24 protein-coding genes are annotated in these 23,131 nt (G+C 38.5%); 16 read left to right on the forward strand and 8 right to left on the reverse strand.

The genetic code is table 11. The features are described from left to right. Positions 1–27 precede the first annotated feature (27 nt). The 6 genes from panB (at position 28) to G8E00_RS03205 (ending at position 4,076) form a co-directional block, all read left to right on the forward strand. Positions 28–837: a 3-methyl-2-oxobutanoate hydroxymethyltransferase gene (panB, locus tag G8E00_RS03180; RefSeq protein WP_166008444.1), complete on the forward strand. Its 810-nt coding sequence runs from the start codon at positions 28–30 to the stop codon at positions 835–837. 33 nt (positions 838–870) lie between these two features. Beyond that, on the forward strand, positions 871–1,716 hold the full coding sequence (gene panC / locus G8E00_RS03185; protein WP_166221924.1) for a pantoate--beta-alanine ligase: 846 nt from the start codon (positions 871–873) through the stop codon (positions 1,714–1,716). Between the two features lie 97 nt (positions 1,717–1,813). Then, complete coding sequence (gene rapZ / locus G8E00_RS03190; RefSeq protein WP_166221926.1) at positions 1,814–2,665, forward strand: RNase adapter RapZ; 852 nt, start codon at positions 1,814–1,816, stop codon at positions 2,663–2,665. Then, entirely contained in the window at positions 2,662–2,931 is a 270-nt protein-coding gene (locus tag G8E00_RS03195; RefSeq protein ID WP_166008441.1) for an HPr family phosphocarrier protein, read from the forward strand. The genes rapZ and G8E00_RS03195 overlap by 4 nt, the downstream gene beginning before the upstream one ends. Before the next feature lie 2 nt (positions 2,932–2,933). Continuing rightward, a complete protein-coding gene (gene yjgA, locus G8E00_RS03200) occupies positions 2,934–3,470 on the forward strand; it encodes a ribosome biogenesis factor YjgA (RefSeq protein WP_166008440.1) in 537 nt (178 codons plus the stop codon). Between the two features lie 84 nt (positions 3,471–3,554). Then, positions 3,555–4,076 (forward strand): cysteine peptidase family C39 domain-containing protein, encoded by a 522-nt coding sequence (locus tag G8E00_RS03205; RefSeq protein WP_166221928.1) that lies wholly within the window; start codon positions 3,555–3,557, stop codon positions 4,074–4,076. A 97-nt stretch (positions 4,077–4,173) separates the two neighbouring features. On the opposite strand, the gene G8E00_RS03210 is transcribed toward G8E00_RS03205, so the two are convergent. Further along, complete coding sequence (locus G8E00_RS03210; protein ID WP_166226386.1) at positions 4,174–5,823, reverse strand: acyl-CoA synthetase; 1,650 nt, start codon at positions 5,821–5,823, stop codon at positions 4,174–4,176. 365 nt (positions 5,824–6,188) lie between these two features. On the opposite strand from G8E00_RS03210, the gene G8E00_RS03215 reads away from it, so the two are divergent. Beyond that, a complete protein-coding gene (locus G8E00_RS03215; RefSeq protein WP_166221930.1) occupies positions 6,189–7,475 on the forward strand; it encodes a D-arabinono-1,4-lactone oxidase in 1,287 nt (428 codons plus the stop codon). Between the two features lie 10 nt (positions 7,476–7,485). Further along, complete coding sequence (locus G8E00_RS03220; RefSeq protein WP_166008437.1) at positions 7,486–8,691, forward strand: alanine racemase; 1,206 nt, start codon at positions 7,486–7,488, stop codon at positions 8,689–8,691. 28 nt (positions 8,692–8,719) lie between these two features. On the opposite strand, the gene G8E00_RS03225 is transcribed toward G8E00_RS03220, so the two are convergent. Next, the gene (locus tag G8E00_RS03225) at positions 8,720–10,339 is read right to left on the reverse strand and encodes a glutamate synthase-related protein (RefSeq protein WP_166008436.1); all 1,620 of its coding nucleotides are present in this window, start codon (positions 10,337–10,339) and stop codon (positions 8,720–8,722) included. Positions 10,340–10,729: 390 nt separating this feature from the next. Between G8E00_RS03225 and thrS the strand changes: the two genes are divergently transcribed. Continuing rightward, a complete protein-coding gene (gene thrS, locus G8E00_RS03230; protein ID WP_166008435.1) occupies positions 10,730–12,652 on the forward strand; it encodes a threonine--tRNA ligase in 1,923 nt (640 codons plus the stop codon). A 5-nt stretch (positions 12,653–12,657) separates the two neighbouring features. Further along, positions 12,658–13,209, forward strand: coding sequence for a translation initiation factor IF-3 (infC, locus tag G8E00_RS03235; RefSeq protein WP_166008973.1), 552 nt, complete (start codon positions 12,658–12,660; stop codon positions 13,207–13,209). A 152-nt stretch (positions 13,210–13,361) separates the two neighbouring features. Here infC and G8E00_RS03240 read toward each other — a convergent pair whose 3' ends face one another. Next, positions 13,362–13,829: an Hsp20 family protein gene (locus G8E00_RS03240; RefSeq protein WP_166221932.1), complete on the reverse strand. Its 468-nt coding sequence runs from the start codon at positions 13,827–13,829 to the stop codon at positions 13,362–13,364. Between the two features lie 382 nt (positions 13,830–14,211). On the opposite strand from G8E00_RS03240, the gene G8E00_RS03245 reads away from it, so the two are divergent. Both G8E00_RS03245 and G8E00_RS03250 read left to right on the forward strand, forming a co-directional pair. Beyond that, on the forward strand, positions 14,212–14,832 hold the full coding sequence (locus G8E00_RS03245; RefSeq protein ID WP_166221934.1) for a glutathione S-transferase N-terminal domain-containing protein: 621 nt from the start codon (positions 14,212–14,214) through the stop codon (positions 14,830–14,832). Positions 14,833–14,929: 97 nt separating this feature from the next. Beyond that, entirely contained in the window at positions 14,930–15,355 is a 426-nt protein-coding gene (locus tag G8E00_RS03250) for a YqaA family protein (protein ID WP_166221936.1), read from the forward strand. A 9-nt stretch (positions 15,356–15,364) separates the two neighbouring features. Here G8E00_RS03250 and G8E00_RS03255 read toward each other — a convergent pair whose 3' ends face one another. The 3 genes from G8E00_RS03255 to G8E00_RS03265 all read right to left on the reverse strand — a co-directional run bounded on the left by G8E00_RS03255 (position 15,365) and on the right by G8E00_RS03265 (position 18,313). Further along, on the reverse strand, positions 15,365–16,129 hold the full coding sequence (locus tag G8E00_RS03255) for an energy transducer TonB (RefSeq protein WP_166221938.1): 765 nt from the start codon (positions 16,127–16,129) through the stop codon (positions 15,365–15,367). A 78-nt stretch (positions 16,130–16,207) separates the two neighbouring features. After that, complete coding sequence (locus G8E00_RS03260) at positions 16,208–16,957, reverse strand: energy transducer TonB family protein (protein WP_227591388.1); 750 nt, start codon at positions 16,955–16,957, stop codon at positions 16,208–16,210. A gap of 96 nt (positions 16,958–17,053) precedes the next feature. Next, a complete protein-coding gene (locus G8E00_RS03265) occupies positions 17,054–18,313 on the reverse strand; it encodes an MFS transporter (protein ID WP_166221940.1) in 1,260 nt (419 codons plus the stop codon). A 235-nt stretch (positions 18,314–18,548) separates the two neighbouring features. On the opposite strand from G8E00_RS03265, the gene rpmI reads away from it, so the two are divergent. Both rpmI and rplT read left to right on the forward strand, forming a co-directional pair. After that, complete coding sequence (rpmI, locus tag G8E00_RS03270) at positions 18,549–18,743, forward strand: 50S ribosomal protein L35 (RefSeq protein WP_004278281.1); 195 nt, start codon at positions 18,549–18,551, stop codon at positions 18,741–18,743. An 11-nt stretch (positions 18,744–18,754) separates the two neighbouring features. Further along, positions 18,755–19,114 (forward strand): 50S ribosomal protein L20, encoded by a 360-nt coding sequence (gene rplT / locus G8E00_RS03275; RefSeq protein WP_166008428.1) that lies wholly within the window; start codon positions 18,755–18,757, stop codon positions 19,112–19,114. 58 nt (positions 19,115–19,172) lie between these two features. Here the strand turns inward: rplT and G8E00_RS03280 are convergent, their stop codons facing one another. Beyond that, complete coding sequence (locus G8E00_RS03280; RefSeq protein ID WP_166221942.1) at positions 19,173–20,297, reverse strand: hypothetical protein; 1,125 nt, start codon at positions 20,295–20,297, stop codon at positions 19,173–19,175. 279 nt (positions 20,298–20,576) lie between these two features. Between G8E00_RS03280 and G8E00_RS03285 the strand changes: the two genes are divergently transcribed. After that, positions 20,577–20,777, forward strand: coding sequence for a hypothetical protein (locus G8E00_RS03285; RefSeq protein ID WP_166221944.1), 201 nt, complete (start codon positions 20,577–20,579; stop codon positions 20,775–20,777). Positions 20,778–20,919: 142 nt separating this feature from the next. On the opposite strand, the gene G8E00_RS03290 is transcribed toward G8E00_RS03285, so the two are convergent. Beyond that, entirely contained in the window at positions 20,920–21,972 is a 1,053-nt protein-coding gene (locus G8E00_RS03290) for a hypothetical protein (RefSeq protein ID WP_166221946.1), read from the reverse strand. A 170-nt stretch (positions 21,973–22,142) separates the two neighbouring features. On the opposite strand from G8E00_RS03290, the gene pheS reads away from it, so the two are divergent. Next, entirely contained in the window at positions 22,143–23,123 is a 981-nt protein-coding gene (pheS, locus tag G8E00_RS03295; protein ID WP_166221948.1) for a phenylalanine--tRNA ligase subunit alpha, read from the forward strand. Positions 23,124–23,131: the final 8 nt, after the last annotated feature.

Below are 23,131 nucleotides of genomic sequence, written 5' to 3' on the forward strand. Positions count from 1 at the left end.
TAAGGAACTGATTTAGAGGACATCTTCATGATTAGTCTGAGCGATTTAAGACAATTCAAACAACAAGGTCGCAAGTTTTCTTGCTTGACTTGTTATGATGCAAGCATGGCAAAAGCAATGGAAATTGCTGAAATTGATAGTATTCTTATCGGTGATTCGCTGGGTATGACAGTACAAGGTCATGATTCAACATTGCCTGTGACTGTTGCAGATATGGCATATCACACCAGTGTTGTACGTCGTGGGAATCAACATTCATTTATCATGACTGATTTGCCATTCATGAGCTATGCCACTTTAAATGATGCTCTAATAAACGCACGTACTGTGATGCAAGCTGGCGCTCAAATGGTCAAGATGGAAGGTGGTGCATGGCTCAGTGAAACCGTTGAAGTACTCACTCGAAACGGTATTCCGGTTTGTATTCACTTGGGTTTAACACCGCAGTCTGTGCATGTGTTTGGTGGTTATAAACTTCAAGCCAAGACCCGTTCTGCGGCAGATCAATTGATTGCAGACTGTAAAGCTGTGGTTGAAGCAGGTGCTGCTATTTTATTGCTTGAATGTGTTCCAGCACAGTTAGGTCAAGAAATTAGTGCGTTATTTCCAAATGTTCCTGTGATTGGTATTGGCGCGGGTGCAGAGACAGATGGACAAGTCTTGGTGGTTCAAGACATGTTAGGTCTGACATTTGGACGTGTTGCTCGTTTTGTACGTAACTTTATGAAAGAGCAATCTGGCGAAACTGCAATTATGGATGCCTTTAAAGCATATCATCTTGCTGTTCAAGACAAATCCTTCCCTGCGAAAGAACATACGTTCCAAGTTGAACTGTAACTCGTCGAAATGTATCAAGCTGAGCTGTAAAAAATGAAAACTGAAACAACGATCCAAGGTTTATCTGCATCATTAAGTAAAGCGCGTAGTTCGCGAAAGACGATTGGCTTCGTACCAACGATGGGTAATCTACACGAAGGTCATTTAAATCTGGTTCGTGAAGCACGAAACTTATGCGATGTCGTTGTTGTCAGTATTTTCGTGAATCCAATTCAGTTTGGTCCAAACGAGGATTTCGATAGTTATCCTCGAACTTTGGATCAAGACAGTCAGCTCCTAGCTGAAGTTGGATGTGACATTGTGTTTGCACCGTCTGTTGAGCAAATGTATGGTGGTCAGTCACGTTTAACCAATATCAGCGTAAGCGATATCACCAATGATTTGTGTGGCGCACAGCGACCAGGTCATTTTGATGGCGTGGCTGTGATTGTGACCAAATTGTTTAATATCGTACAACCAAATTTTGCATTCTTTGGTCAAAAAGATTATCAGCAATTGGCCGTGATTAAACAGATGGTTGCAGATTTGAATATGCCAATTGAAGTGATTGGTGTACCCATTACTCGTGCGGAAGACGGTCTTGCTTTAAGTTCACGCAATGGTTATTTGTCCGATGAACAGCGTCAAACAGCACCAGCGATTTATAAAGCTTTGAAAAATGCTGAAGCCGAATTAAAAGCAGGTCAAGCTTTGGCAGATGTTATTGCGAATATTAAAGCAGATTTAGTTGCGAACGGCTTTGAAATTGACTATGTAGAAGCGCGCACACCAATGCTACAAACGATTGATCAATTTGATCAAGATGTGGTTATATTTGTGGCGGCGAAATTAGGTAAAACACGCTTAATTGATAATATTCAAGTGGCGTTCGTAGTTTAAAAGCTATTTAAAGTTTGAGTGGCGTTGATTTACTGAAACTTAATAGTATTCTAGAGCACACGTTTTAGAGTATTAAAATATAAATTGGGGGAGTGCTATGAAACGCATATTGATCGTTACAGGACAATCAGGTTCAGGTAAGTCATCTGCATTGCAGGTACTTGAGGATCTAGGTTATTACTGTATTGATAATTTGCCTTTAGCATTGCTCCCTGAAATTGTCGGAAAACTAGATCAAGAAAATAATTTAGAATTGTTGGCCTTGGGGGTTGATGTACGAAGTACACGTGCTGATCTGCAAGAATTTGATCAGGTTTTTCACCAATTACAAAATCATGGTGAAGTGGATGTCATTTATCTGACGACCAAAGATCAAGAGCTCATTGCTCGCTTTAGTTCGTCGCGTCGACCGCATCCGCTTGCCAATCGCTTTAAAAGTTTAAATGAATGTATTCAAGAAGAAAAACAACTGTTGCTTCCGATTCAACTCAAAGCCACAGTACATATAGATACTTCTGATAAAAGTGTTCATGACTTAAAAGATACATTATTATCTAAGCTTGGACAGGTCGATAATCTGATTGTGATTTTACAGTCTTTCGGCTATAAACACGGCATTCCGCTGGATACAGATTTTGTCTTTGATGTTCGACATTTGCCCAATCCACATTGGGATTTAGAACTTCGGAAATACTCCGGTTTAGATGAGCCTGTTCAAAATTTCTTGGCATCTCAAAATCAAACCAATGAGATGTTTCAAGATCTGTATGTTTTTTTAGAAAAATGGTTACCTGCTTTCGCAGAAGGTCACCGACATTATATAACGGTATCTATTGGATGTACGGGTGGGCAGCATCGCTCCGTATATATTGTGGATAGACTAAAAAAAGCGCTTGAGGCAAAATGGTCTATTCAAGTCTTGCACAGAGAAATGAAGCACTGGTCATGATTGACACAACTGTTGACGTAATTAACAAATTAGGATTACATGCGCGGGCATCTGGAAAGCTCATCGAAGTCACAACCAAATTTCGTTCATCGATTAAAATTGGGAAGGGCGATAAGCTTGTTGATGCGAAAAATATTATGTCATTGCTGATGCTCGGTGCAGGCAAGGGTACAACTTTACGTTTAGTGCTTGATGGCGCAGATGAAGAGAAAGCTTTATCTGAAATTCAAGCATTATTCGCAGCAAAATTTTACGAGGCAGAATAATCGTGGCACGTCGAACGCAACGTTTTACTGAAGATGATTTTGAATCTTTAGAAGGACGTGCAAGCAAAACCGAACAAAAGAAAGCTGTGCAACGCATGGCTGCTTTAGGTTCGCAACTCGCAGAGTTGCCGAAAAAGAAAATTGAACAACTTCCAGTGGAAGAACGTTTAATTGAAGCACTTTTAGATGTGCAACTCATTACTTCACACGAAGCACGTCGTCGCCAATTCTTACGTATTGGCAAGTTGCTTCGTAATGAAGACGAAACCATGATTTTGTCTTATTTAACTCCTCAACAAGGACTAAAAAAGCAAGCGCAATTATTACGTTGGGTCGATCGTATGATCGCTCAAGGTGACCCTGCGATTAAAGAATTCATGAAAATGCATAAGGCAGCTGAACATCATGCGATCCGTCAGCATATTTTGCGTGTACAACGTGATATTCAGAAAAACTTGGGTGAAGATGCGATTGCTGAGTCTAAGCAAGGACTCACCAATTATGTTCAGCAAGTAGCGCTTATTTCTGAAAATTCTTAATTGATTGTTATTGTTAAAACAGCGACGTTATGTCGCTGTTTTTATTTTACTTCTACGTTTTAACTGAGAAATGAGCATTATATTATGGGCTTAGAAATCCCAGAACAACTGCAAAACTTAAATGCCAATTGTGGTTTGTATGCCGTATGGATGATCCTGCAACATTGTGATATTGAGCTTGATATTCAAGATCTCGCAAATGTCTGTAACTATGATCCTGAAAATGGAACATTTACCATCGGATTGGCGGTTGGTCTTAAGAAAATGGGTTTTAAAGTCGCTTTTTATACAGAAGATGATTTGCATAAAGACCCAAGAGAATTACCAAGCTATCGTGATGCCGAACGGTTACAGATTCCGATTCATGAACCGCTTAGCTATGCAGACATTCAACATGCCATTGAAACTGGGCATTGGGTGATTGTGTATTACGACCTTTTGGATGGCGTTGGCAATCACTCTTTAGTTTACGATATCAATAATCAAGAGATTAGTTTCTTCGATCACTTCGATGTGATGACGCCAAAAGTTTTTCAACAGCAACGTCAAGCGGAAGGGATTTGTCAGCAAGCAATTGTGATCAGTCGTGAATTTTCTGCGCTTTAATTTTTGTGCCTTAAATCTTTCTGTTGAGACAGATTAAAACATAATAAAAAACGACCTTTAAAGATCGTTTTTTATCTTTAATGAAACACTCTTAGCGTTAACTAAATTCGCCTACGGAACGTTCTTTCGCCCAATCTCTTAATATGAATTTTTGTAGTTTACCTGTCGATGTTTTTGGAATTTCAGTAATCACGACATCTTTAGGCACTTTGAATCGTGCTAAATGTTGTTTACAGAATTCAATAATTTCTTCAGGGCTTGCAGTTTTACCTTCTTTAAGCTCAATAAAAGCACAAGGCACTTCTTGCCAACGTGGGTCGGGTTTTGCAACCACAGCAGCAGTCAGAACAGCAGGGTGCTGATACAGAATTTCTTCAACTTCAAGTGAAGAAATATTTTCCCCACCTGAAATAATCACGTCTTTAGAGCGATCAGTAATTTTGGCGTAGCCATCAGGTTGGCTGACAGCGAGGTCGCCAGTATGGAACCATCCACCTGCAAAGGCTTCTTCAGTGGCTTCTTTATTTTTCAAATAACCTTTCATGACAATGTTGCCACGGAACATGATTTCGCCCATGGTTTGTCCGTCATGCGGAACTGGTTCCATGGTTTCAGGGTCGATCACTTTCATACCATCTTGAAGCGGATAAGGCACACCTTGACGGGAATGTAACTGTGCTTGTTCTTGAATAGAAAGATCAGACCAACCTGCTTGCGATGCACACAATGCTGATGGGCCATAAGTCTCTGTCAAGCCATAAACATGAGTCACATTGATTCCCAAATTACGCATACCTTCAATAATGGCAGCGGGAGGTGCAGCGCCTGCGACCATCACTTCAACACGGTGTTCAATCGGTTTTCTTTTTTCTTCAGGTGTGTTGATCATCATCGACAGTACGATTGGCGCGCCGCAGAAATAATCGACTTTATGTTCTGAAATTAATTTAAAAATGAGTTCAGGATCGACCTTACGTAAGCAGATGTTGGTACCACCATTGGCTGCCATGGTCCAACCAAAACACCAACCATTGCAGTGGAACAGTGGCAATGTCCAAAGATAGGTCGCACGAGGCGTCATCCCACAGGCAATGATGTTACTGGCGGCGTTGATATAAGCCCCACGGTGATGGTAAACCACACCCTTAGGGTTGCCAGTCGTCCCAGAGGTATAACTTAAGCTAATGGCATCCCATTCATCTTGAGGTAAATGCCATTCAAAGTTTGCATCACCATTTTTGAGCCATTCTTCGTATTCAATCTTTCCAATGGATTGTGCAGTGGCATTGCCTTCATATTCGGCATCTGCTACATCAATCACGTAAATTTCTTGCGAGACCTGTTGCAATGCTTCTTTGGCTAAAACTGCAAATTCAGGGTCAACCAAAAGAACTTTAGCTTCAGAATGCTCAAGCATGAATGCCAATGTTTTTGCATCTAAGCGAGTGTTTAAGGTGTTGAGTACAGCGCCTGCCATTGGTACAGCAAAGTGCGCTTCAAGCATGGCAGGTACGTTTGGAAGCAGAACTGAAACGGTATCATTTTTGCCAACACCTAGATTTTGTAATTGATGGGCAAATTGACGACAACGATTATATTTTTCACGCCATGAAATGCGTCGAGCACCATGAATCATCGCATCCTGATCTGGGTAAATATAAGCAGCGCGTTCAAGATAACGTAATGGTGAAAGTGCGACAAAATTAGCGGGAGTTCTTGGCAATTCGTCGTACGGGCTTAAATTCATTTTTTCCAATCCATCTTCATTTTTATAATCCTGCATAAAAGATATGCAAAAAATGAATACATTACATTTATCCTTTAGTCGAGCTCAGACATGTTTTTTAATCACGAGAATAATCAAATAATTTCAATTTTATGATTTATGGTTCAATTTGATACTTTGAGTATTTATGACAGAACAATCTATACCATTAAATTAAAAATAGGTTACATTCTAATTTGAGATAAAAAATCATCATAATGACAGATGCTAAGCCACGGAATAGCTTAGTGATCAGGCAATCTCAGCATCAGTTGCGAAATAAAACAACAAAACACAGATCTGTATCAAGATAGTGCCAATAAGAGTGCAGTAATGGAGTACGCAATATGAATCTAAATCCAGATCATGGATGGTCAAACTGGTCGGGTTACTGCCAATCACAGCCAAAGAAAATTGTGACTCCAAATGATCTAGAACAGTTACAAACGATGGTTGCTGAACATGAAAAAATTCGAGTCGTTGGTGCAGGACATTCTTTTACACCGTTGGTTCAAACCAATGAAACCCTGATTTCTTTGGATCGATTTTCCAATGTACATCATGTAGATCAGACGACATGCCAAAGTACTTTAGGCGCTGGGATTCGTTTGTATGATTTGGGTGCTTATCTTCAACCTTATGATCAGGCATTGATCAATCAAGGTGATATTGATCAGCAAAGTTTGGCAGGCGCAATCTCTACAGGAACGCATGGGACTGGAGCAGATTTACAGTGTCTTTCAGCATATGTCGAAGGGTTTGAGTTGTTAAAAGCCAATGGAGAATTGATCCAATGTTCAAGGAATGAAAATATCGATATCTTTCATGCGGGGAGGGTGGCACTGGGTAGCTTGGGAATTTTGACCAAAATCACCATGCAGAATCGTGCCAAATATAAATTAAAAGAAAGGATTCAACTTGCACCTGTACAGGAGAGTCTGGATCAATTTACAGCGTTAATGAAAACGCATCGACATTTGGAATACTTTATTTTTCCTTATACGAATCAATTGATGTTGAAAACTTTAGATCTCACAGAAGATGAAATTCGACCACGAGTTGAATCTAAGCCTTCAGAAGATCAATTACTGAAATGGTGCTGTGAAATATCGCAAAAAATGCCTTTTTTGACTGGGTATTTACAGAACTTGGTGGGTGTATTTGTCAAACCGACCGAGTTTGTGAATTGGTCGAGTGAAATTTTTGCTTCACCTCGTGATACCAAGTTTAATGAGATGGAGTATCAGATTCCCATTGAGCATGGTATCGAATGTGTCAAAGAAGTCATTGCCACTTTCAAGAAGTTTAAGATCAATTCATTTTTTCCTATCGAATTGAGAGTGGTGAAAGGGGATGATATTTGGTTGAGCCCTTTTTATCAGCAGGACAGTATTTCAATTTCAGTGCATCAATATTTTAAGCAATCACCACGCAAAGTTTTTGATTTGATAGAACCCATTTTCCAGAAATATCATGGACGTCCACACTGGGCCAAAATGCATCAGCTCAATCAAAGACAACTGAAAGCCTTATATCCCAAATGGAATGACTTTATTGAGATTGGTGCTGCTGTAGATCCACAGAAGAAATTTCTAAATCCATATTTAGAACATTTGATGATGGCAAAGATTTAGAGGCGCTGAGATGAATGATTTTTTTCAACAACTCAATCGTGATTTAAAACAGCAAGGGACAGGCACTCCCCAACTGATCATCGACTCATCACGACTAGATCAGAATATTGCGTATGTCCAGCAACAGTTAAAAACGGCACCCCATCTTCAAGCACGATTAGTAGTCAAATCTTTGGCGTGTATGTCCTTGTTAAAAAAACTCAGTTGTGACTTCAATTGCAGACGTTTTATGGTCTTTCATATTGCGCATTTGTCACAGATGTTTGAGGCTTTTGATCAGTCAGATTTACTTTTTGGTAAGCCCATGCCAATAAAAGCCGTGGAGCAATTTTATCAGCAAATTTATCAGCAACATATTGAAATTAAAAATAATCAGCTGCATTGGCTCATTGACCATATTGAGCGATTAAAACAATACGTTGAACTGGCAAAGACAATTGATGTAAAGTTGCGAGTCAATATTGAAATTGATGTGGGACTGCATCGGGGTGGCGTTCGAACCATCTCTGAGTTTGATCAGCTACTTAACTACATTCGACAGCATTCGGATCTGCTTGAACTCACAGGACTTATGGGCTACGACGCGCATGTCACTAAAGTACCGAGCATCATTAAAAAAACGGAACGTGCGTATGAAGAATCTCAACAGATTTATGCAGATTATATAGATCATTTAAAAACCCATCATGCAGATCTGTGGCATGACCAATTATGTTTCAATGGTGGTGGCAGTCCAACTTTTGAATTTCATGTGAAAGATAGTGTGTGTAATGACCTATCTTTTGGGTCAATGTTATTCAAACCCAGTGATTTTGATAGTCAATATTTAAAGAATCTTCAACCTTGTTTATTTATTGCAGCGCCAGTATTAAAAGTTTTAGATGCGGTAGAAATGCCGAGCATGCCTTGGCTAAATCCATTCAAAGGATTGCATCATCAACAAGCGGTGTTTATTTATGGCGGTTATTGGATGGGCCAATATGTTTATCCGCCCAAAACACGTCCTCATTTGCTGTATGGTCGTAGTACCAATCAAGAGCTCGTTTGTATATCGAGAGATTACCCGATCCATCGAGATGACTATGTTTTTGTCAGACCGTCACAAAGTGAAAGTGTGATTCCTCAGTTTTCACATAGCTATCTTTATCAACATCAGTCTTCAGAAGTGGAATTATCTCAATGCACTTTTCAAGTATGGGAAAATTTTAGGGAATAAATGACGAATCCTTTATTCCCTATGTTGTTTATAAAATACCGCCGTAATGAATACCTGTAAGTTGATGCATTTCTTTTTTCCAAGTGGTCAGATCATCAATGCTAAATTGATTTAAATGATGGTGACCACAAGCACGTGCCATAACTTGCATCAACTCGATTGATGCACTTAAGAAATTGTGTAACTGCTGTGCAGATTTATCAATTTCCAGACGACGACGTAAATGATCTTGCTGTGTTGCAACACCGACAGGACAATCATTGGTTTGACACGCACGCATGCCTAAACAGCCAATAGCTTGCATCGCTGAGTTTGAAATGGCAATGGCATCTGCACCTAAAGCCAGTGCTTTAATAAAGTCGGCAGGGACACGCAAACCACCTGTGATGACCAAACTAATATCTGAGCGACCCAAACGATCTAAATGGCGACGTGCACGGGCAAGGGCGGGAATGGTAGGTACGGAAATATTATCTCGGAACAGTGTTGGAGCAGCACCAGTGCCTCCACCACGACCATCTAAAATAATGTAGTCCACACCAATACTTAAGGCTGCATCAATATCACGCTCAATATGCTGTGCTGAGAGTTTATAGCCAATCGGAATGCCTCCTGTTTCTTCACGAACATAGTTAGCGAAGTCTTTGTATTGTGAAAGTTCTGTCCAATCAGGGAAAGTCGATGGTGAAATGGCCGCTTGACCTTCTGGTAAATGGCGAACTTCAGCAATTTTTCCTTTGACCTTTTCACCTGGTAAGTGACCACCAGTTCCGGTTTTCGCCGCTTGACCACCTTTGAAATGAAAAGCCTGACATTTTTTGACTTTCTCAATGTCATAACCAAAACGACCCGAGGCTAACTCATAAAAATAACGTGAATTTGCTGCTTGTTCTTCTGCCAGCATACCGCCTTCACCAGAGCAGATGCCTGTACCTGAAAGTTCAGCACCTTGCGCTAAAGCGATTTTGGCTTCTTGAGACAGTGCGCCGAAACTCATGTCCGATACAAAAATAGGAATATCCAGTTTTAATGGCTTTTTGGCATTTTTGCCAATAATGACTTCTGTTGCTACAGGTGCATCATCCAGTAATGGAACTTTCCAAAGTTGTGCTGTGACCAATTGAATATCATCCCATTTAGGGACTTGATCAAATGGCACACCCATCGATGCTGTTGGACCATGGTGTCCAAATTTTTTAAGACCATTACGTGCAAGTTCTAAAATCAGTTTATTGTTTGGTTCTTCAGGACCACTTTGTGAATCTGCATAGAGACCTTGATATTGATCTCGCTGATATTTTTGTGGATTTTTGACTTCCCAAGCGGCAATTTCTTCAGCATCAACACAGACAAAACCATCTTCTATCCAAGCCTTGAATTTTTGTAAATTTTTATTGATATATCTCGGATTTATTCCTGTTTTATAGATGTAATGTGAGCCATGTAATCCACAGACAATTTTATTGTCATGGATATGTGCATCAGACATGAGTGCACCACGATGCTGACAGCGTCCATACATGACAACCACTTGTTCAGGATCGTCATCAGGGAGTTTGAGAACGACTAAATCGACATTGGAAGAAAACGCATAAGTGGGTTTTAATATTTCGAGTGTGTTCCATGGAATGAGTTTTTCTGTGCGCATATTACCTGCCTATTTTTATTCAGTGGGTAAGATTTTGATCAATGTATTCAATCAATGTAAAAGGTTATCTATATGAAGTGTTAAATGATTTATCTAAAGATTATGGCATGTTGAATGAAATTGTTCTGTTATGTGCATGTGATTCTGTAATTTATGCATAGGACAATTTACGATCTGAAATATAAACTCAATATATAAAAGCTTATTTGAATTGTTTTTTTCAAAAAAGTTTAAAAAAAAACATAAAAGGTTTATTAAAACGTGCGAGGGGTGTAAAATTTTCGCACTTTTATGATTGTTCCACCGATTTTATCTTTTGAGCTTCGCTCGATCATAATCTCGCGGTGACATGCTCCATGGTACGGGGCATCACTCCTTAAGGATTTTTATATGCCAATTATTACTTTGCCAAATGGCGATCAAAAACAGTTTGATCACGCCGTATCTGTGATGGACGTTGCCCTTAGCATTGGTCCTGGTCTTGCAAAAAATACCGTTGCTGGTCGTGTGAACGATCGCTTGGTTGATGCATCTGATTTAATCACGGAAGATGCAACAGTTCAAATTATCACGCCTAAAGATCAAGAAGGCGTTGAAATTATTCGTCACTCTTGCGCGCATTTAGTGGGTCATGCTGTTAAGCAATTGTTCCCAGAAGCAAAGATGGTCATTGGTCCTGTCATTGAAGAAGGTTTCTACTATGACATCTGGATGCCACGTCCGTTTACACTAGACGACATGGCAGCAATCGAAGAGCGTATGAAAAAGCTTATCGATCAAGATTATGATGTCATCAAAAAAATGACACCGCGTGATGAAGTGATTGCAGAATTCACAGCACGTGGTGAAGAATACAAATTGCGTTTGATTGCAGACATGCCTAACGAGACTCAAATGGGCTTGTATTACCATCAAGATTATTTAGATATGTGTCGTGGTCCACACGTACCGAATACTAAATTCTTAAAATCATTCAAACTGACTAAAATCTCTGGCGCTTACTGGCGTGGTGATGCGAAGAACGAACAGCTTCAACGTATCTACGGTACAGCTTGGGCAGACAAAAAACAGTTAGCGGCTTATATCAAGCGTATTGAAGAAGCTGAAAAGCGTGACCACCGTAAAATTGGTAAGGCTTTAGACTTGTTCCATATGCAAGAAGAAGCACCTGGTATGGTGTTCTGGCATGCCAATGGTTGGACAATTTACCAAGTCCTTGAGCAGTACATGCGTAAAGTTCAACAAGAAAACGGCTACCAAGAGATTAAAACACCGCAAATTGTGGATTTCTCACTTTGGGAAAAATCAGGTCACGCAGCAAACTATGCAGAAAACATGTTTACGACTCATTCAGAGAGCCGTAACTATGCTGTAAAACCAATGAATTGCCCATGTCATGTGCAAGTATTTAACCAAGGTTTAAAATCTTATCGTGACCTTCCAATTCGTTTAGCAGAGTTTGGTTCTTGTCATCGTAACGAGCCATCTGGTTCTTTACATGGCATTATGCGTGTACGTGGATTTACTCAAGATGATGCACATATCTTCTGTACCACTGAACAAATTGGACAAGAAGTTGCAGATTTTATTAAACTAACACTCGATGTGTATAAAGACTTTGGCTTCGAAGAAGTACAAATGAAATTATCAACACGCCCTGAAAAGCGTGTAGGTGATGATAAACTTTGGGATGTCGCTGAAAAATCTTTAGCGGATGCATTAGATGCAGCGGGCTTGGCTTGGGATTTACAACCAGGTGAAGGTGCATTCTATGGTCCGAAAATTGAATTTTCATTGAAAGACTGTTTAGGTCGTGTATGGCAATGCGGTACAATTCAATGTGACTTCAACTTACCATTACGTTTAGATGCGTCGTATGTCACTGAAGACAATGATCGTGATCACCCTGTGATGTTGCATCGTGCAATACTTGGCAGTTTTGAACGTTTTATTGGTATACTAATTGAACACTACGCTGGTTTCATGCCACCTTGGTTGGCTCCGATTCAAGCATGTGTCATGAATATTACCGATTCTCAAGCGGTTGCTTGTGAGCAAGTGGTCGCAAAACTCAAAGAAAATGGAATTCGAGCAATTTCAGACTTGAGAAATGAGAAGATCGGCTTTAAGATTCGTGAGCGTACATTAGAACGCATTCCATACTTACTGGTTCTTGGTGACCGTGAAGTTGAAGAAGGTACAGTCAATGTGCGTACGCGTTCTGGAACAAATTTAGGGACTATGTCAATTGACGCTTTCGTTGACTTAGTGAAAGCAGCCGTAGCCGAACGTGGCCGGTATATTGTGGAGTAAGAAAGATTAAACAGCCTGACCGTAACCAACAACAAGGTGCTAAAAGCAATCGTCCTGCGCTTAATGACGAGATCCGTGCAAAAGATGTACGTCTCGTTGGAGCTGATGGAGAACAAAAAGGCATCGTTTCATTAGCTGAAGCGTTGCGCGCTGCTGAAGAAGCTGAACTCGATCTTGTTGAGATTGTAGCGAATGCAGAGCCACCTGTTTGTAAAATCATGGATTTTAACAAGCATTTATTTGATCTGAAGCAGAAGCAAAAAGATGCGAAGAAAAAGCAGCATCAAGTTCAGGTTAAAGAAATCAAGTTGCGCCCTGGTACAGACGTTGGTGACTACAACATCAAGCTGCGTGCTATTCTTCGTTTCTTAGAAGAAGGTAACAAAGTCAAAATTACTTTGCGTTTCCGTGGTCGTGAGATGGCTCACCAACAGTTAGGTTTAGCTCAATTACAAAAAATTGAAGCTGACGTTGCTGAGTTTGGTGTCATCGAACAAGCTCCGAAAATGGAAGGTCGTCAAATGGGTATGTTAATTGGACCGAAAAAGAAAAAATAACATGCATTTTTGACTTAAAAAAGCACTGCGATCGCAGTGCTTTTTTATTGTGTTTTAAAATTAGATTGATTTAAAAGATAAAAAAATGAATTTATAAAACAAGAAGACCAACCTAAGGTTGGTCTTGGAAAAACGATTTAGTGGAATTGACTTTAGCTCAACTGGTCTTGTTGAGATGACTCAATAACAGCTTGGCGTTTAGCACCAATTGGAATTTGACGAGGTAATTTTTCTTCCGGAATAATCCGTTGTAGCTCAATCGTCAATAAACCATTTTCATAGTCAGCATGTTGAACCTCGATGTGTTCATCGAGTCTTAAAGACAATTTAAATGAACGACGTGCAATGCCTTTATGCAAAATTTCTACATTTTGGTCGTGTTTTTGCTCTGAAGGTTTGCCTGCAATAGTCAAAACTAAATTTTCCAGATGAATGGAAAGTTCATCTTCTTTAAAACCAGCAGTTGCGACCACAATGCGGTACTGATTATCGCCTGTTTTTTCAATATTGTATGGAGGGTAATTTGGCGCTTCGCTTTGCATTGCGTAGTCGAATAAGTCGTTGAAGCGATCAAAACCAATGCTACGACGGAATAGAGGAGTTAAACTCATGTTACTCATTGATAGAACCTCCTGAGTTCAGCAAAGTTATATAAATAAGATAAAGTCTGTTGTGCTTTGCACCGACAGCGATTGTGTAATATCGATTGATCTTTACACACTTTTTAATATCGGTATGCGATGAAAAAATTCAAGATTATTTTAAAAAAATTTAGAGCGAAATTTCAGAAATTTTAAGTTTAAAAGAGTTTGTGAGTACGTCTATACAGTATGCTGATTAGCATTATTTACATTATATTTGAGCAATTTAAAGAAAATTTAAAATTATTATAAGGCTTTATGGTCATAAAAGTATCAAAATTTATTCAATGATAGAAGGTCTAAAAACATGTTATAACCGTGTGGTGGCTCAAGAACATTGCAGAGTATGAAAGGAAGAAAAATGATAGATCTTTATTATTGGGGAACGCCCAATGGTCATAAAATTACGATTGCCTTAGAAGAAATGGGGTTGGAATACCAAATATTCCCCATCAATATTTTAGAAAATGACCAATTTCAGGCAGATTTTTTGCGTATTTCTCCTAACAATAAAATCCCTGCAATTGTGGATCAGAATGGCCCAAATGATGAACCGATTTCTGTGTTTGAGTCTGGTGCAATTTTACAGTATTTGGGTCGTAAAACTGGACTGTATTATCCAAGCGATGAACAGAAGCGTGTTGAAGTTGAGCAGTGGCTGATGTGGCAAATGGGTGGCTTGGGACCCATGCTCGGTCAAAATCATCACTTCAATAAATTTGCTCCTGAACGTATTCCGTATGCGACGGAACGCTATATAAATGAAACTAAACGCTTGTATGGTGTATTGAATAAACAGCTAATAGGTCAAAAATTCGTGGCAGGTGAATACTCCATTGCAGATATGGCGATTTTGCCTTGGTTATTGCGCCATGAATGGCAGGGGATAGAGATTGATGTTTATCCTCATGTAAAAGAATATATAGAGCGTTTAACAGCTCGTCCCGCAATTCAAAAGGCACTTTCAATTAAGGTCACATAGGTGCTAAGTGACTCTGATAGGATGAATGGATGTACTTTAATGCAGTATCAATTTTCAATGATATGATCTGTTCATACGCTCAGATGTCTTGTGATTAATGGCTTATTTTTTACTTTTTCTCTCAGCTTTTGGTGCCGCAACACTCTTACCATTACAGTCTGAAGCGGTACTTGTTGGGCTTCTTGCACAGTCTCGGTATTCCATTATTGCGCTTATTTTTATAGCCAGCATAGGCAATATTTTGGGTTCATGCCTCAATTGGTACTTAGGTTTTAAACTAGAACAATTTAAAGATAAAAACTGGTTTCCAGTCTCAGAACAACAAATGTTGAAAGCTGAGCAAACTTACCGAAAATATGGCTATTGGTCATTACTATTCAGTTGGGTTCCGATTATAGGAGATCCCATAACCCTTATTGCAGGTTTACTAAAAGAAAATTTTGTTCGATTTTTACTGATGGTATCCATAGCGAAAATCGGACGGTATCTCTTTGTTTATCTAATTTTTATTGGACTTATCTAACTTTAAAGTCTAGTCACAAGCGTTTAGATTAAAATCTATTTGATCTTCAAATTTCAGTTTATAAAATTGGTAAAACTTACGCGTTGCAGAGACTTGAGCCTTGGACACAGCATCAATAACTTTAGAATCGATGTTGACTAAATTTGAACCTTGTATGAGTTTAATATCCGAAATTTTATTTTTTCTTGATAGTTTAAATTCAAACTTAACCATTCGGTCTTGTCGTTCTAATTCCGCCTTTTGGATGCTAAGAGGTGGTTTTTGTATATATTTAAAAGCCGTTTCTTGACCTTTAATTTGTTTATTTAATACGACTGAGTTGAAGGAATATGAACAAATAGGTTTCCTGACTCGATTAGATAATGGAGGCGATTTTTTTGTTGAAGAATAATCATGTGATATAAATTTAAAATCTTGAATAACTTTAATAAACTCTTGATCACTGTCGAGCGATGTGGGTCTTAATTTTGCTACTTTTACAGCACTTAAAATTCGATTGTCTAGTTCACTTAACCCTGAGCTTTGATCAATCTTTGCTTCTATAATTTTGCCAAATTTATCTGCTTGGATGATTACTGACACAGAGCGGGGTTTACCTTCTAGGTCACCTGCTAAAAAATTAACACGTGGCTGTCTACTCCAACCTATATGTTTTGCATGCATCACATTTGAATTGACATTATTGGTCGTTGATTTTTGATCTTGTAGTGTTGAATCTGCAACAACATAAGAAGCACTGCACAGGATTAAACCTGAAATAAGTAATTTTTTCATAAGAATATAGTTTTTATAAAGTCTGCATTTCTGCTTTAATGAATTAGCTAGAGATATGAAATCTCTAGCTTTTATCAATTATTTACAAGAATCAAAACTGAATTGGATGGTATCGGTTAAAGTCGATTTTTTATAAATCCATAAAGTACGAGCTGAACGTTGCGTACGGACTTGCGAATTGGTTACTGCATCTACAACCTTTTGATCAAGTTCATTGACACCAGACAATTTTTTCAGGTCTACATCGTGAATTTTACCTTGCTTATCGACTTCGAACTTAACTTTTACGCTGCGGTCTTGGTTTTTAAGCAAGTCTTGTTCAATTTCGATTTGTGGGGCTTGGACGTATTCAAAACCAACCGATTTATCTTTTTGCTGACGATCCCAATTTTTAGACAGACCATTCACATAGCAGATGTTGTTTTCAGATTGCTGTTGATCTGGTTTGAAACTAAATGTTTGATAACCAATGAGAGATTGGGTGTTACCATTTTTGCTAAAAGGTTTAGTTTTTGCAGCATAAACGGCTTTTAATAGAATTTGATCGAGCTTCTTAACGCCTGTACTTTCTTGAATAGAAGCATGAGTAACTTTGCCATTTTCATCTGCTTTAATTCGGACAATAGCATGGCGTTCACGGTCATTTAAATCTGCATCATCATATTGGAATTGAGGAAATTTGACCCAGTCAATACGTGTGGTTAAATGAGCAGGTTCTGCAGTGCTGATCTGTGTTGCCAGTTTTTTGCTATTGATATTTTCTTTACTGTAAGTTGAAGTCGCTGCAAGACACAACATTAAAGTAAAACATAATTTTGATTTCATCATTGTCTATCTTTAATTCGATTAGATTTATTGCGATTACCCTTGAACAAGACGAGTATTCACTGAAAAATAAATACTCGCAAGTTTTAATTCTTTATTTTATGAAGCTTGGTCTGTACCTTTGGTAATGTCTACGCCAAATAAATCTTTGGTTTTAGCCCAGCTGATGACCACCACAGCCATGGTCATACAACCACCAAAAACTGTAGCCATAATTGTGCCCATATATTTTGCGGCTAAACCTGATTCAAATGCACCAAGTTCATTACTACTCGATACAAACATGCCATTCACTGCCGCTACACGTCCACGCATGTTTTCAGGTGGATAAATCTGTAAAATGGTTTGTCTGACAACTACAGATATACTGTCACACGCACCTGTCATCGCCAGGGCTAAGAGTGATAACCACATATAATTTGAATAAGCAAAGAGCAGGGTAAACACGCCAAAGCCTGCTACTGCAAGAAGCATATTGCGCCATGCATGATGGGTAGGTGGAAACTTGGTGAGCACAATCATGGTCACTAAAGCACCGATAGATGGCGCAGCTCGTAAGTAGCCTAGACCTTCAGGACCTACTTTTAAAATGTCTTCTGCAAAAATAGGTAATAGTGCAATCACGCCGCCGAATAAAACAGAAACTAGATCTAAAGAAATTGCCCAAAGCACGATTTTAGTTTTCCAAATAAAGCGGAAACCATCTCCTAAACTTCTTAAAACATTTTCTGTTTCAATACTTGGAAATTTTCTCTTACTTAAGAGATTGATTAGAATAAAACAGATCGCTAAAAGTGCCGCAACTGCAAATAGACTGGTTTCACGGCCTAAAAATGCCAACATGAAACCACCAAGCATAGGACCAATAATTACACCGCTTTGCCATCCTATCGTTGTCCATGTTGCACCATTTGCATAGAGTTCACGTGGAATGAGAAATGGTTTGAGTGATGTTGCTGAAGGATTATAAAAACCTCGAATTGTACCTAAACCAAAAATGACCGCATAAATACCCCACGACAATGCATGAACACTGATTTTTTCTAATCCATAAGCATGAAAAAGCCCCCACAATATAAGTGGCATAGGAAAGGCAAAAAACAAACATATTTTCATAATGGTTTGTTTATTAAAGCGATCGGCAAAATATCCACCCCAAAGCGATAAGGCAATAAAGGGGATTGCTTCGGCTAAGCCAATGAGCCCCAGCGTAAGTGGGTCTTTGGTAATTTGATAAAGCGAGTAAGCGACAATAATTTCTTGAATTAAAATGGCTAAGGTTAAGCAAAATTGATTCAGAGTGACGATGGAAAAATCACGATAGCGTAACGCCGCGAAAGCATCCTGTGCAGGGTTCATAAACATACAAGAGAGATTTGTTGCGCAGATTATAATACTGAATGGGTTAAATGATGATCTGGCTTATGTATTTAGATATGGAAAAAACGAATAAGCTTGCGATCGGAATATAGATAAAAATAACTGAATATGCTTTTGTTTTATACACGAATGCTTTAGAATATTCGCTCCCTTACCTGCAGGTCGTTTTTGCAATGGTGCAGACGTTCCGAACAGGTGTTCAAAAGAGGTTGTTATGCCTAAGATGAAAACTCGCCGTGGTGCAGCTAAGCGTTTTAAAGCTACTGCTAACGGTTTCAAGCGTAAACAAGCGTTCAAGCGCCACATTTTGACCAAAAAATCTGCTAAGCGTATCCGTCAATTACGCGGCTGTGTAATGGTTCACGTTAGTGACGTTGCTTCAGTTCGCCGTATGTGCCCATACATCTAAGGAGATTATAAATGGCTCGTGTAAAACGTGGTGTACAGGCTCATCGCCGTCATAAAAAAATTCTTGACCGTGCTAAAGGTTACTATGGTGCTCGTTCACGCGTATATCGCGTAGCGTTCCAAGCAGTAATTAAAGCAGGTCAATACGCTTACCGTGACCGTCGTCAAAAGAAACGTCAATTCCGCGCTTTGTGGATTGCACGTATCAATGCTGGTGCTCGCTTAAATGGTTTGTCGTACAGCCGTATGATTTCTGGTTTGAAAAAAGCAGAAGTGATCATCGACCGTCGCGTACTTGCTGACATCGCTATGCATGACGCAGTTGCATTTGCTGCTTTGGCTGAAAAAGCTAAAGGCGCATTGGCTGCTTAATCATCTTCGATGATTTGAAAAAGACCGCTTTTAGCGGTCTTTTTTATTAATTCGAGGGCTATTTTTTTGAACAAATTGCTAAAAAAATAATAACTCCGATGGTAATAATTATGAATTTGGCAAATTCATAATGTGAAACTAACCAAAACACGCCATAAAGTAGGCCAAATGCAATCGCTAAAAATATAATTAAATAAATTGTCGAGGCAAATGTAGTCATAGTTTCCTTTTCATTATTTTCTAAATCTTCTATGTCAGTATTAGAATCATTTTCAATTGATTTATTTTTAAGTAGATTTTTAGAAATAGAATTAAAACCTTGATCTACATATGCATTTTGATAATCATTAGCAGCGTAAGCAATAAGTTCAATAAATTTATCACTCAATTCATTTTGAAAATTATGAATTTGGGAATAATTCCTATCAATATAAGCTGAATCAGATGATCTACCTTCTATCGACATGTATATCTCATTTTCAAGCATATCTTGTAAATCAATTAATTTATTAACGAGTGAAAATGCTAGATTAAGGTCAGGGCTTGCTGAATTAAGAAATGGGTATTCATATGAATCAGCAGAGATAAATAAATTATTAGTTAATGTTAAGCTCAAATCTTTTTTGAATTTAAATGGGTGATCTAAAAAGTCTGAACTCAATTCTTGATAATAATTTTTCCAATTTTGAGGTTGGTCAAATTCATCTAGCGTTTTTTGTTGTTTTTGATCTAGTTTAATTAATGTGAATAATGAGTACCCACAATATTGTTGAGTCGATGGAAATCCACTAAATTCACGTGGGTCAGGAGAGGTTGAAAATGGCTTCACTTTTTCTGAATGTATTTTCACTAATGCAAGGCTTTGATGCTTATTGGAAAACACAGCAAGTGGATAATTATAGGTTTCAAAATTAAATTTTTTGAAGTTGGCTGGTAGGTCAGAAAATATATGATTAAAGGGTATGATTTGGCACCGTTCAATTCCTTGTTCATGTAAATCAACGACTAGATGCTCAATCGAATCATATACAAGCTCATTGGTTTCTAAATCTCTGACTAAAAAGACATCATTACTTACCGCGCACCAATTATGATGCATATTGTAATGATGAAGATGAGCATCAAAGTAAAGTTGGGAGTTATGTTGTAACCCTAAAATAAATTGCCAGTAATTTTTTTGCATAAGTTCTTTTAATCGGATTCTTAATATGTGTTTTAAGTGATCTTAACGTGAAAATGAGAAGTTAAGAAACAAGAAGAGAATATAATTGATGAAATCAGATACACTAGGTATCGTTCAAAATTTATGATTTCTCCAATCAATAATAATCAAAATAGTCTGCTCTATGATGATTGAATTTCTGTCAGCAATTCATTACATAATCCCAACATCAAAAACATTGGTCATTTGCAGGCAATTCAATACAGTAAATTTGTACATCATTAAAATAGCGAGAAGCAAATGCGTGTTGAAATTGAAGGTATTCAACAAGGTTCAATAGAAGTTGAGCTTAATCTAATTCCGAGAATTGGTGAGGTCATCAAAGTCATGTACGGCCCTGATGCTGAAGTTAAGGGTGAAGTAAAATCCGTTGAGCACTATATAAATCAACATGCGAATGATCATAAAGTGATATTAAGTATTCGTCCTATAGATGATTAGGCTTAAGAAAATCGTATTACAATTCGCTTATTTCGATATTTAGAATAAATAATCTGTTTTTACATTATTTCATCGAAAACAACGCATAAAAAAGGAGCCATTTGATGTTCAAATGACTCCTCAATAATGAAAAAATTCTGAATCAGAGCCCGAAATAATACGCACAGATACAGATAATCACGGTAATTAAAATCAGGGTAAATACGCTGCCTTTATTACTATGTTTAACTGGATCAGGTGCTGACATGTCTGACTTTGAGTTAAAGAAGCGTTTGGCTGAATTATTTTGTGGTAGGTCTGAATCTAATGGTGAACTCATTTCCACGTTGCGAATACGTGCATTTTTATAATGGTTTGCCACTTTAGTGATAAATTTAGCGGTCAAATCTTCAAGTTTTTGGTGGAAATGCTTGAGGCTGAGTAAGGTTTCTTGTGTCAGGGCTTCGCCATTGTCATTATAAGGATGCTTGATCTTGGCTTGGACATATTGAGCAAGTGCATCTAAACGATGTAATGTTTCATTTGCATAATCTGCATGATAATCATCAGGCAATAAAGGTAAATCTATGCTTAATTTTGGCTGTTCTGAATCGAAAGCCTGTTTTATTTGATAACCATAATATGACAGATCGCGATTTGCAGGTTCAGTGAAACCTTTAGCTAATGGATGATCAAAGAGTTCATTGTCTGTATAAACTTGAATATCTTCCCAATTTGGTTGTTGTAAATCCGCTTCAACACGTTTGATATGTGTTGCATTTAGATCAAAACGCCACATGGTTTCAATACGGAAATCTGTTTTTTGTAAAGCAGGTGCTTCAAAATCATTGTCACTTGTATACCATTCTGCCAGTTCTTTACCACAAATCCATGCCGTTTTTTTGTTGGCATAATGCGTCACGATAAAATGAGGGTAAGGCAGTAACTCAACATTTGGATTCGGATTTTTCTCATCAAGAAGTAAACTTGAATTATGCAGGCTGAGTCTGGTCACGCCTTGTTTTTTCAACCCTTCAAGCCACACTTGAAAATGCTGTGCAAGCAGATGTTGAGTTGTTAGATCTCGAAAAGTAAAGATATGTTGATTAAAGATAGAATGTTTCGCCCACAAATGAAGACTTAAGTTTTGACTTAAATATTCGTTACCGTATGTGACTAATGCGAATTGCTGCTTCCAAATTTGGTCGAGTGCCATCGTTCAATATCTCAGTGACAATGTTGATATTTTATACTTTTTATAATCGAAAATACTAATCTAATTGACGATCTAATTTTCCTGTCTGCTAGGCTTCATCCCACTGCATAAAAACTGTTAGAATATAGGGTTATATTATTTTTCCTAAAATTGTTGCTTTGAGAGTTACTATGTCACTGGAAGCCCTGACCACTGAAGCGCTCGCTGCGATTGCAGCAGCTCAAGACCTTGCTACACTCGATCAAGTTCGAGTGCAATTTACGGGTAAGAAAAGCCAGCTTGCTGAACAATCTAAAGCACTTGGCAAAATGGATCCTGAAGAACGTAAAGTTTTTGGTGCGCAAATTCATGCTGTTCGTGAGTCAATTACTACTGCACTTACTGAGCGTCAAGCATCATTGCAAAAAGCTGCATTAGAACAAAAACTTGCTAGTGAACAAATAGATATCACATTACCTGGCCGTGGTCAAAGTGTGGGCAGTATCCACCCTGTGACGCAAGTACAAGAGCGTATTTGTCAGTTCTTTACCAAAGCAGGTTTTACTGTTGCGACAGGTCCTGAAGTTGAAGATGACTATCATAACTTTGAAGCATTGAATATCCCAGGTCATCACCCTGCGCGTGCAATGCACGATACGTTCTACTTTGATGCGAATCATTTGCTTCGTACACATACTTCTGGTGTGCAGGTTCGTACCATGGAAACACAGCAACCACCGATTCGTATTGTGTGTCCAGGTCGTGTATACCGTTGTGACTCAGATCAAACGCATTCGCCAATGTTCCATCAAATCGAAGGTTTATACGTTGCTGAAAATACCAGCTTCGCTGAACTTAAAGGTTTGTTGGTTAATCTTTTGAACGAATTCTTTGAAAAAGATTTAAAAGTTCGTTTCCGTCCATCTTATTTCCCATTTACTGAGCCAAGTGCTGAAGTGGATATTATGGATGAACGTGGCAAATGGTTAGAAGTATTGGGCTGCGGTATGGTGCATCCAAATGTACTTCAAGCTGCGGGCATTGATCCTGAAAAATACAAAGGTTTTGCATTTGGTTTAGGTGTAGAGCGTTTTGCAATGCTTCGCTATGGTGTGAATGACTTGCGTATGTTCTTCCAAAATGATGTGCGTTTCTTACGCCAGTTTGCTTAACGAATTTA

Origin of the sequence: Acinetobacter shaoyimingii, assembly GCF_011578045.1 — a bacterium.
GTDB classification, from domain to species: domain Bacteria; phylum Pseudomonadota; class Gammaproteobacteria; order Pseudomonadales; family Moraxellaceae; genus Acinetobacter; species Acinetobacter shaoyimingii.

Excerpts from the sequence above, each read along its gene's own strand:
- panB (WP_166008444.1), top strand. The coding sequence starts at position 28 with ATGATTAGTCTGAGCGATTTAAGACAATTCAAACAACAAGGTCGCAAG.
- panC (WP_166221924.1), top strand. The coding sequence starts at position 871 with ATGAAAACTGAAACAACGATCCAAGGTTTATCTGCATCATTAAGTAAA.
- rapZ (WP_166221926.1), top strand. The coding sequence starts at position 1,814 with ATGAAACGCATATTGATCGTTACAGGACAATCAGGTTCAGGTAAGTCA.
- G8E00_RS03195 (WP_166008441.1), top strand. The coding sequence starts at position 2,662 with ATGATTGACACAACTGTTGACGTAATTAACAAATTAGGATTACATGCG.
- G8E00_RS03205 (WP_166221928.1), top strand. The coding sequence starts at position 3,555 with ATGGGCTTAGAAATCCCAGAACAACTGCAAAACTTAAATGCCAATTGT.
- G8E00_RS03210 (WP_166226386.1), bottom strand. The coding sequence starts at position 5,823 with ATGAATTTAAGCCCGTACGACGAATTGCCAAGAACTCCCGCTAATTTT.
- G8E00_RS03215 (WP_166221930.1), top strand. The coding sequence starts at position 6,189 with ATGAATCTAAATCCAGATCATGGATGGTCAAACTGGTCGGGTTACTGC.
- G8E00_RS03220 (WP_166008437.1), top strand. The coding sequence starts at position 7,486 with ATGAATGATTTTTTTCAACAACTCAATCGTGATTTAAAACAGCAAGGG.
- G8E00_RS03225 (WP_166008436.1), bottom strand. The coding sequence starts at position 10,339 with ATGCGCACAGAAAAACTCATTCCATGGAACACACTCGAAATATTAAAA.
- thrS (WP_166008435.1), top strand. The coding sequence starts at position 10,730 with ATGCCAATTATTACTTTGCCAAATGGCGATCAAAAACAGTTTGATCAC.
- G8E00_RS03240 (WP_166221932.1), bottom strand. The coding sequence starts at position 13,829 with ATGAGTAACATGAGTTTAACTCCTCTATTCCGTCGTAGCATTGGTTTT.
- G8E00_RS03245 (WP_166221934.1), top strand. The coding sequence starts at position 14,212 with ATGATAGATCTTTATTATTGGGGAACGCCCAATGGTCATAAAATTACG.
- G8E00_RS03250 (WP_166221936.1), top strand. The coding sequence starts at position 14,930 with ATGGCTTATTTTTTACTTTTTCTCTCAGCTTTTGGTGCCGCAACACTC.
- G8E00_RS03255 (WP_166221938.1), bottom strand. The coding sequence starts at position 16,129 with ATGAAAAAATTACTTATTTCAGGTTTAATCCTGTGCAGTGCTTCTTAT.
- G8E00_RS03260 (WP_227591388.1), bottom strand. The coding sequence starts at position 16,957 with ATGATGAAATCAAAATTATGTTTTACTTTAATGTTGTGTCTTGCAGCG.
- G8E00_RS03265 (WP_166221940.1), bottom strand. The coding sequence starts at position 18,313 with ATGAACCCTGCACAGGATGCTTTCGCGGCGTTACGCTATCGTGATTTT.
- rpmI (WP_004278281.1), top strand. The coding sequence starts at position 18,549 with ATGCCTAAGATGAAAACTCGCCGTGGTGCAGCTAAGCGTTTTAAAGCT.
- rplT (WP_166008428.1), top strand. The coding sequence starts at position 18,755 with ATGGCTCGTGTAAAACGTGGTGTACAGGCTCATCGCCGTCATAAAAAA.
- G8E00_RS03280 (WP_166221942.1), bottom strand. The coding sequence starts at position 20,297 with ATGCAAAAAAATTACTGGCAATTTATTTTAGGGTTACAACATAACTCC.
- G8E00_RS03285 (WP_166221944.1), top strand. The coding sequence starts at position 20,577 with ATGCGTGTTGAAATTGAAGGTATTCAACAAGGTTCAATAGAAGTTGAG.
- G8E00_RS03290 (WP_166221946.1), bottom strand. The coding sequence starts at position 21,972 with ATGGCACTCGACCAAATTTGGAAGCAGCAATTCGCATTAGTCACATAC.
- pheS (WP_166221948.1), top strand. The coding sequence starts at position 22,143 with ATGTCACTGGAAGCCCTGACCACTGAAGCGCTCGCTGCGATTGCAGCA.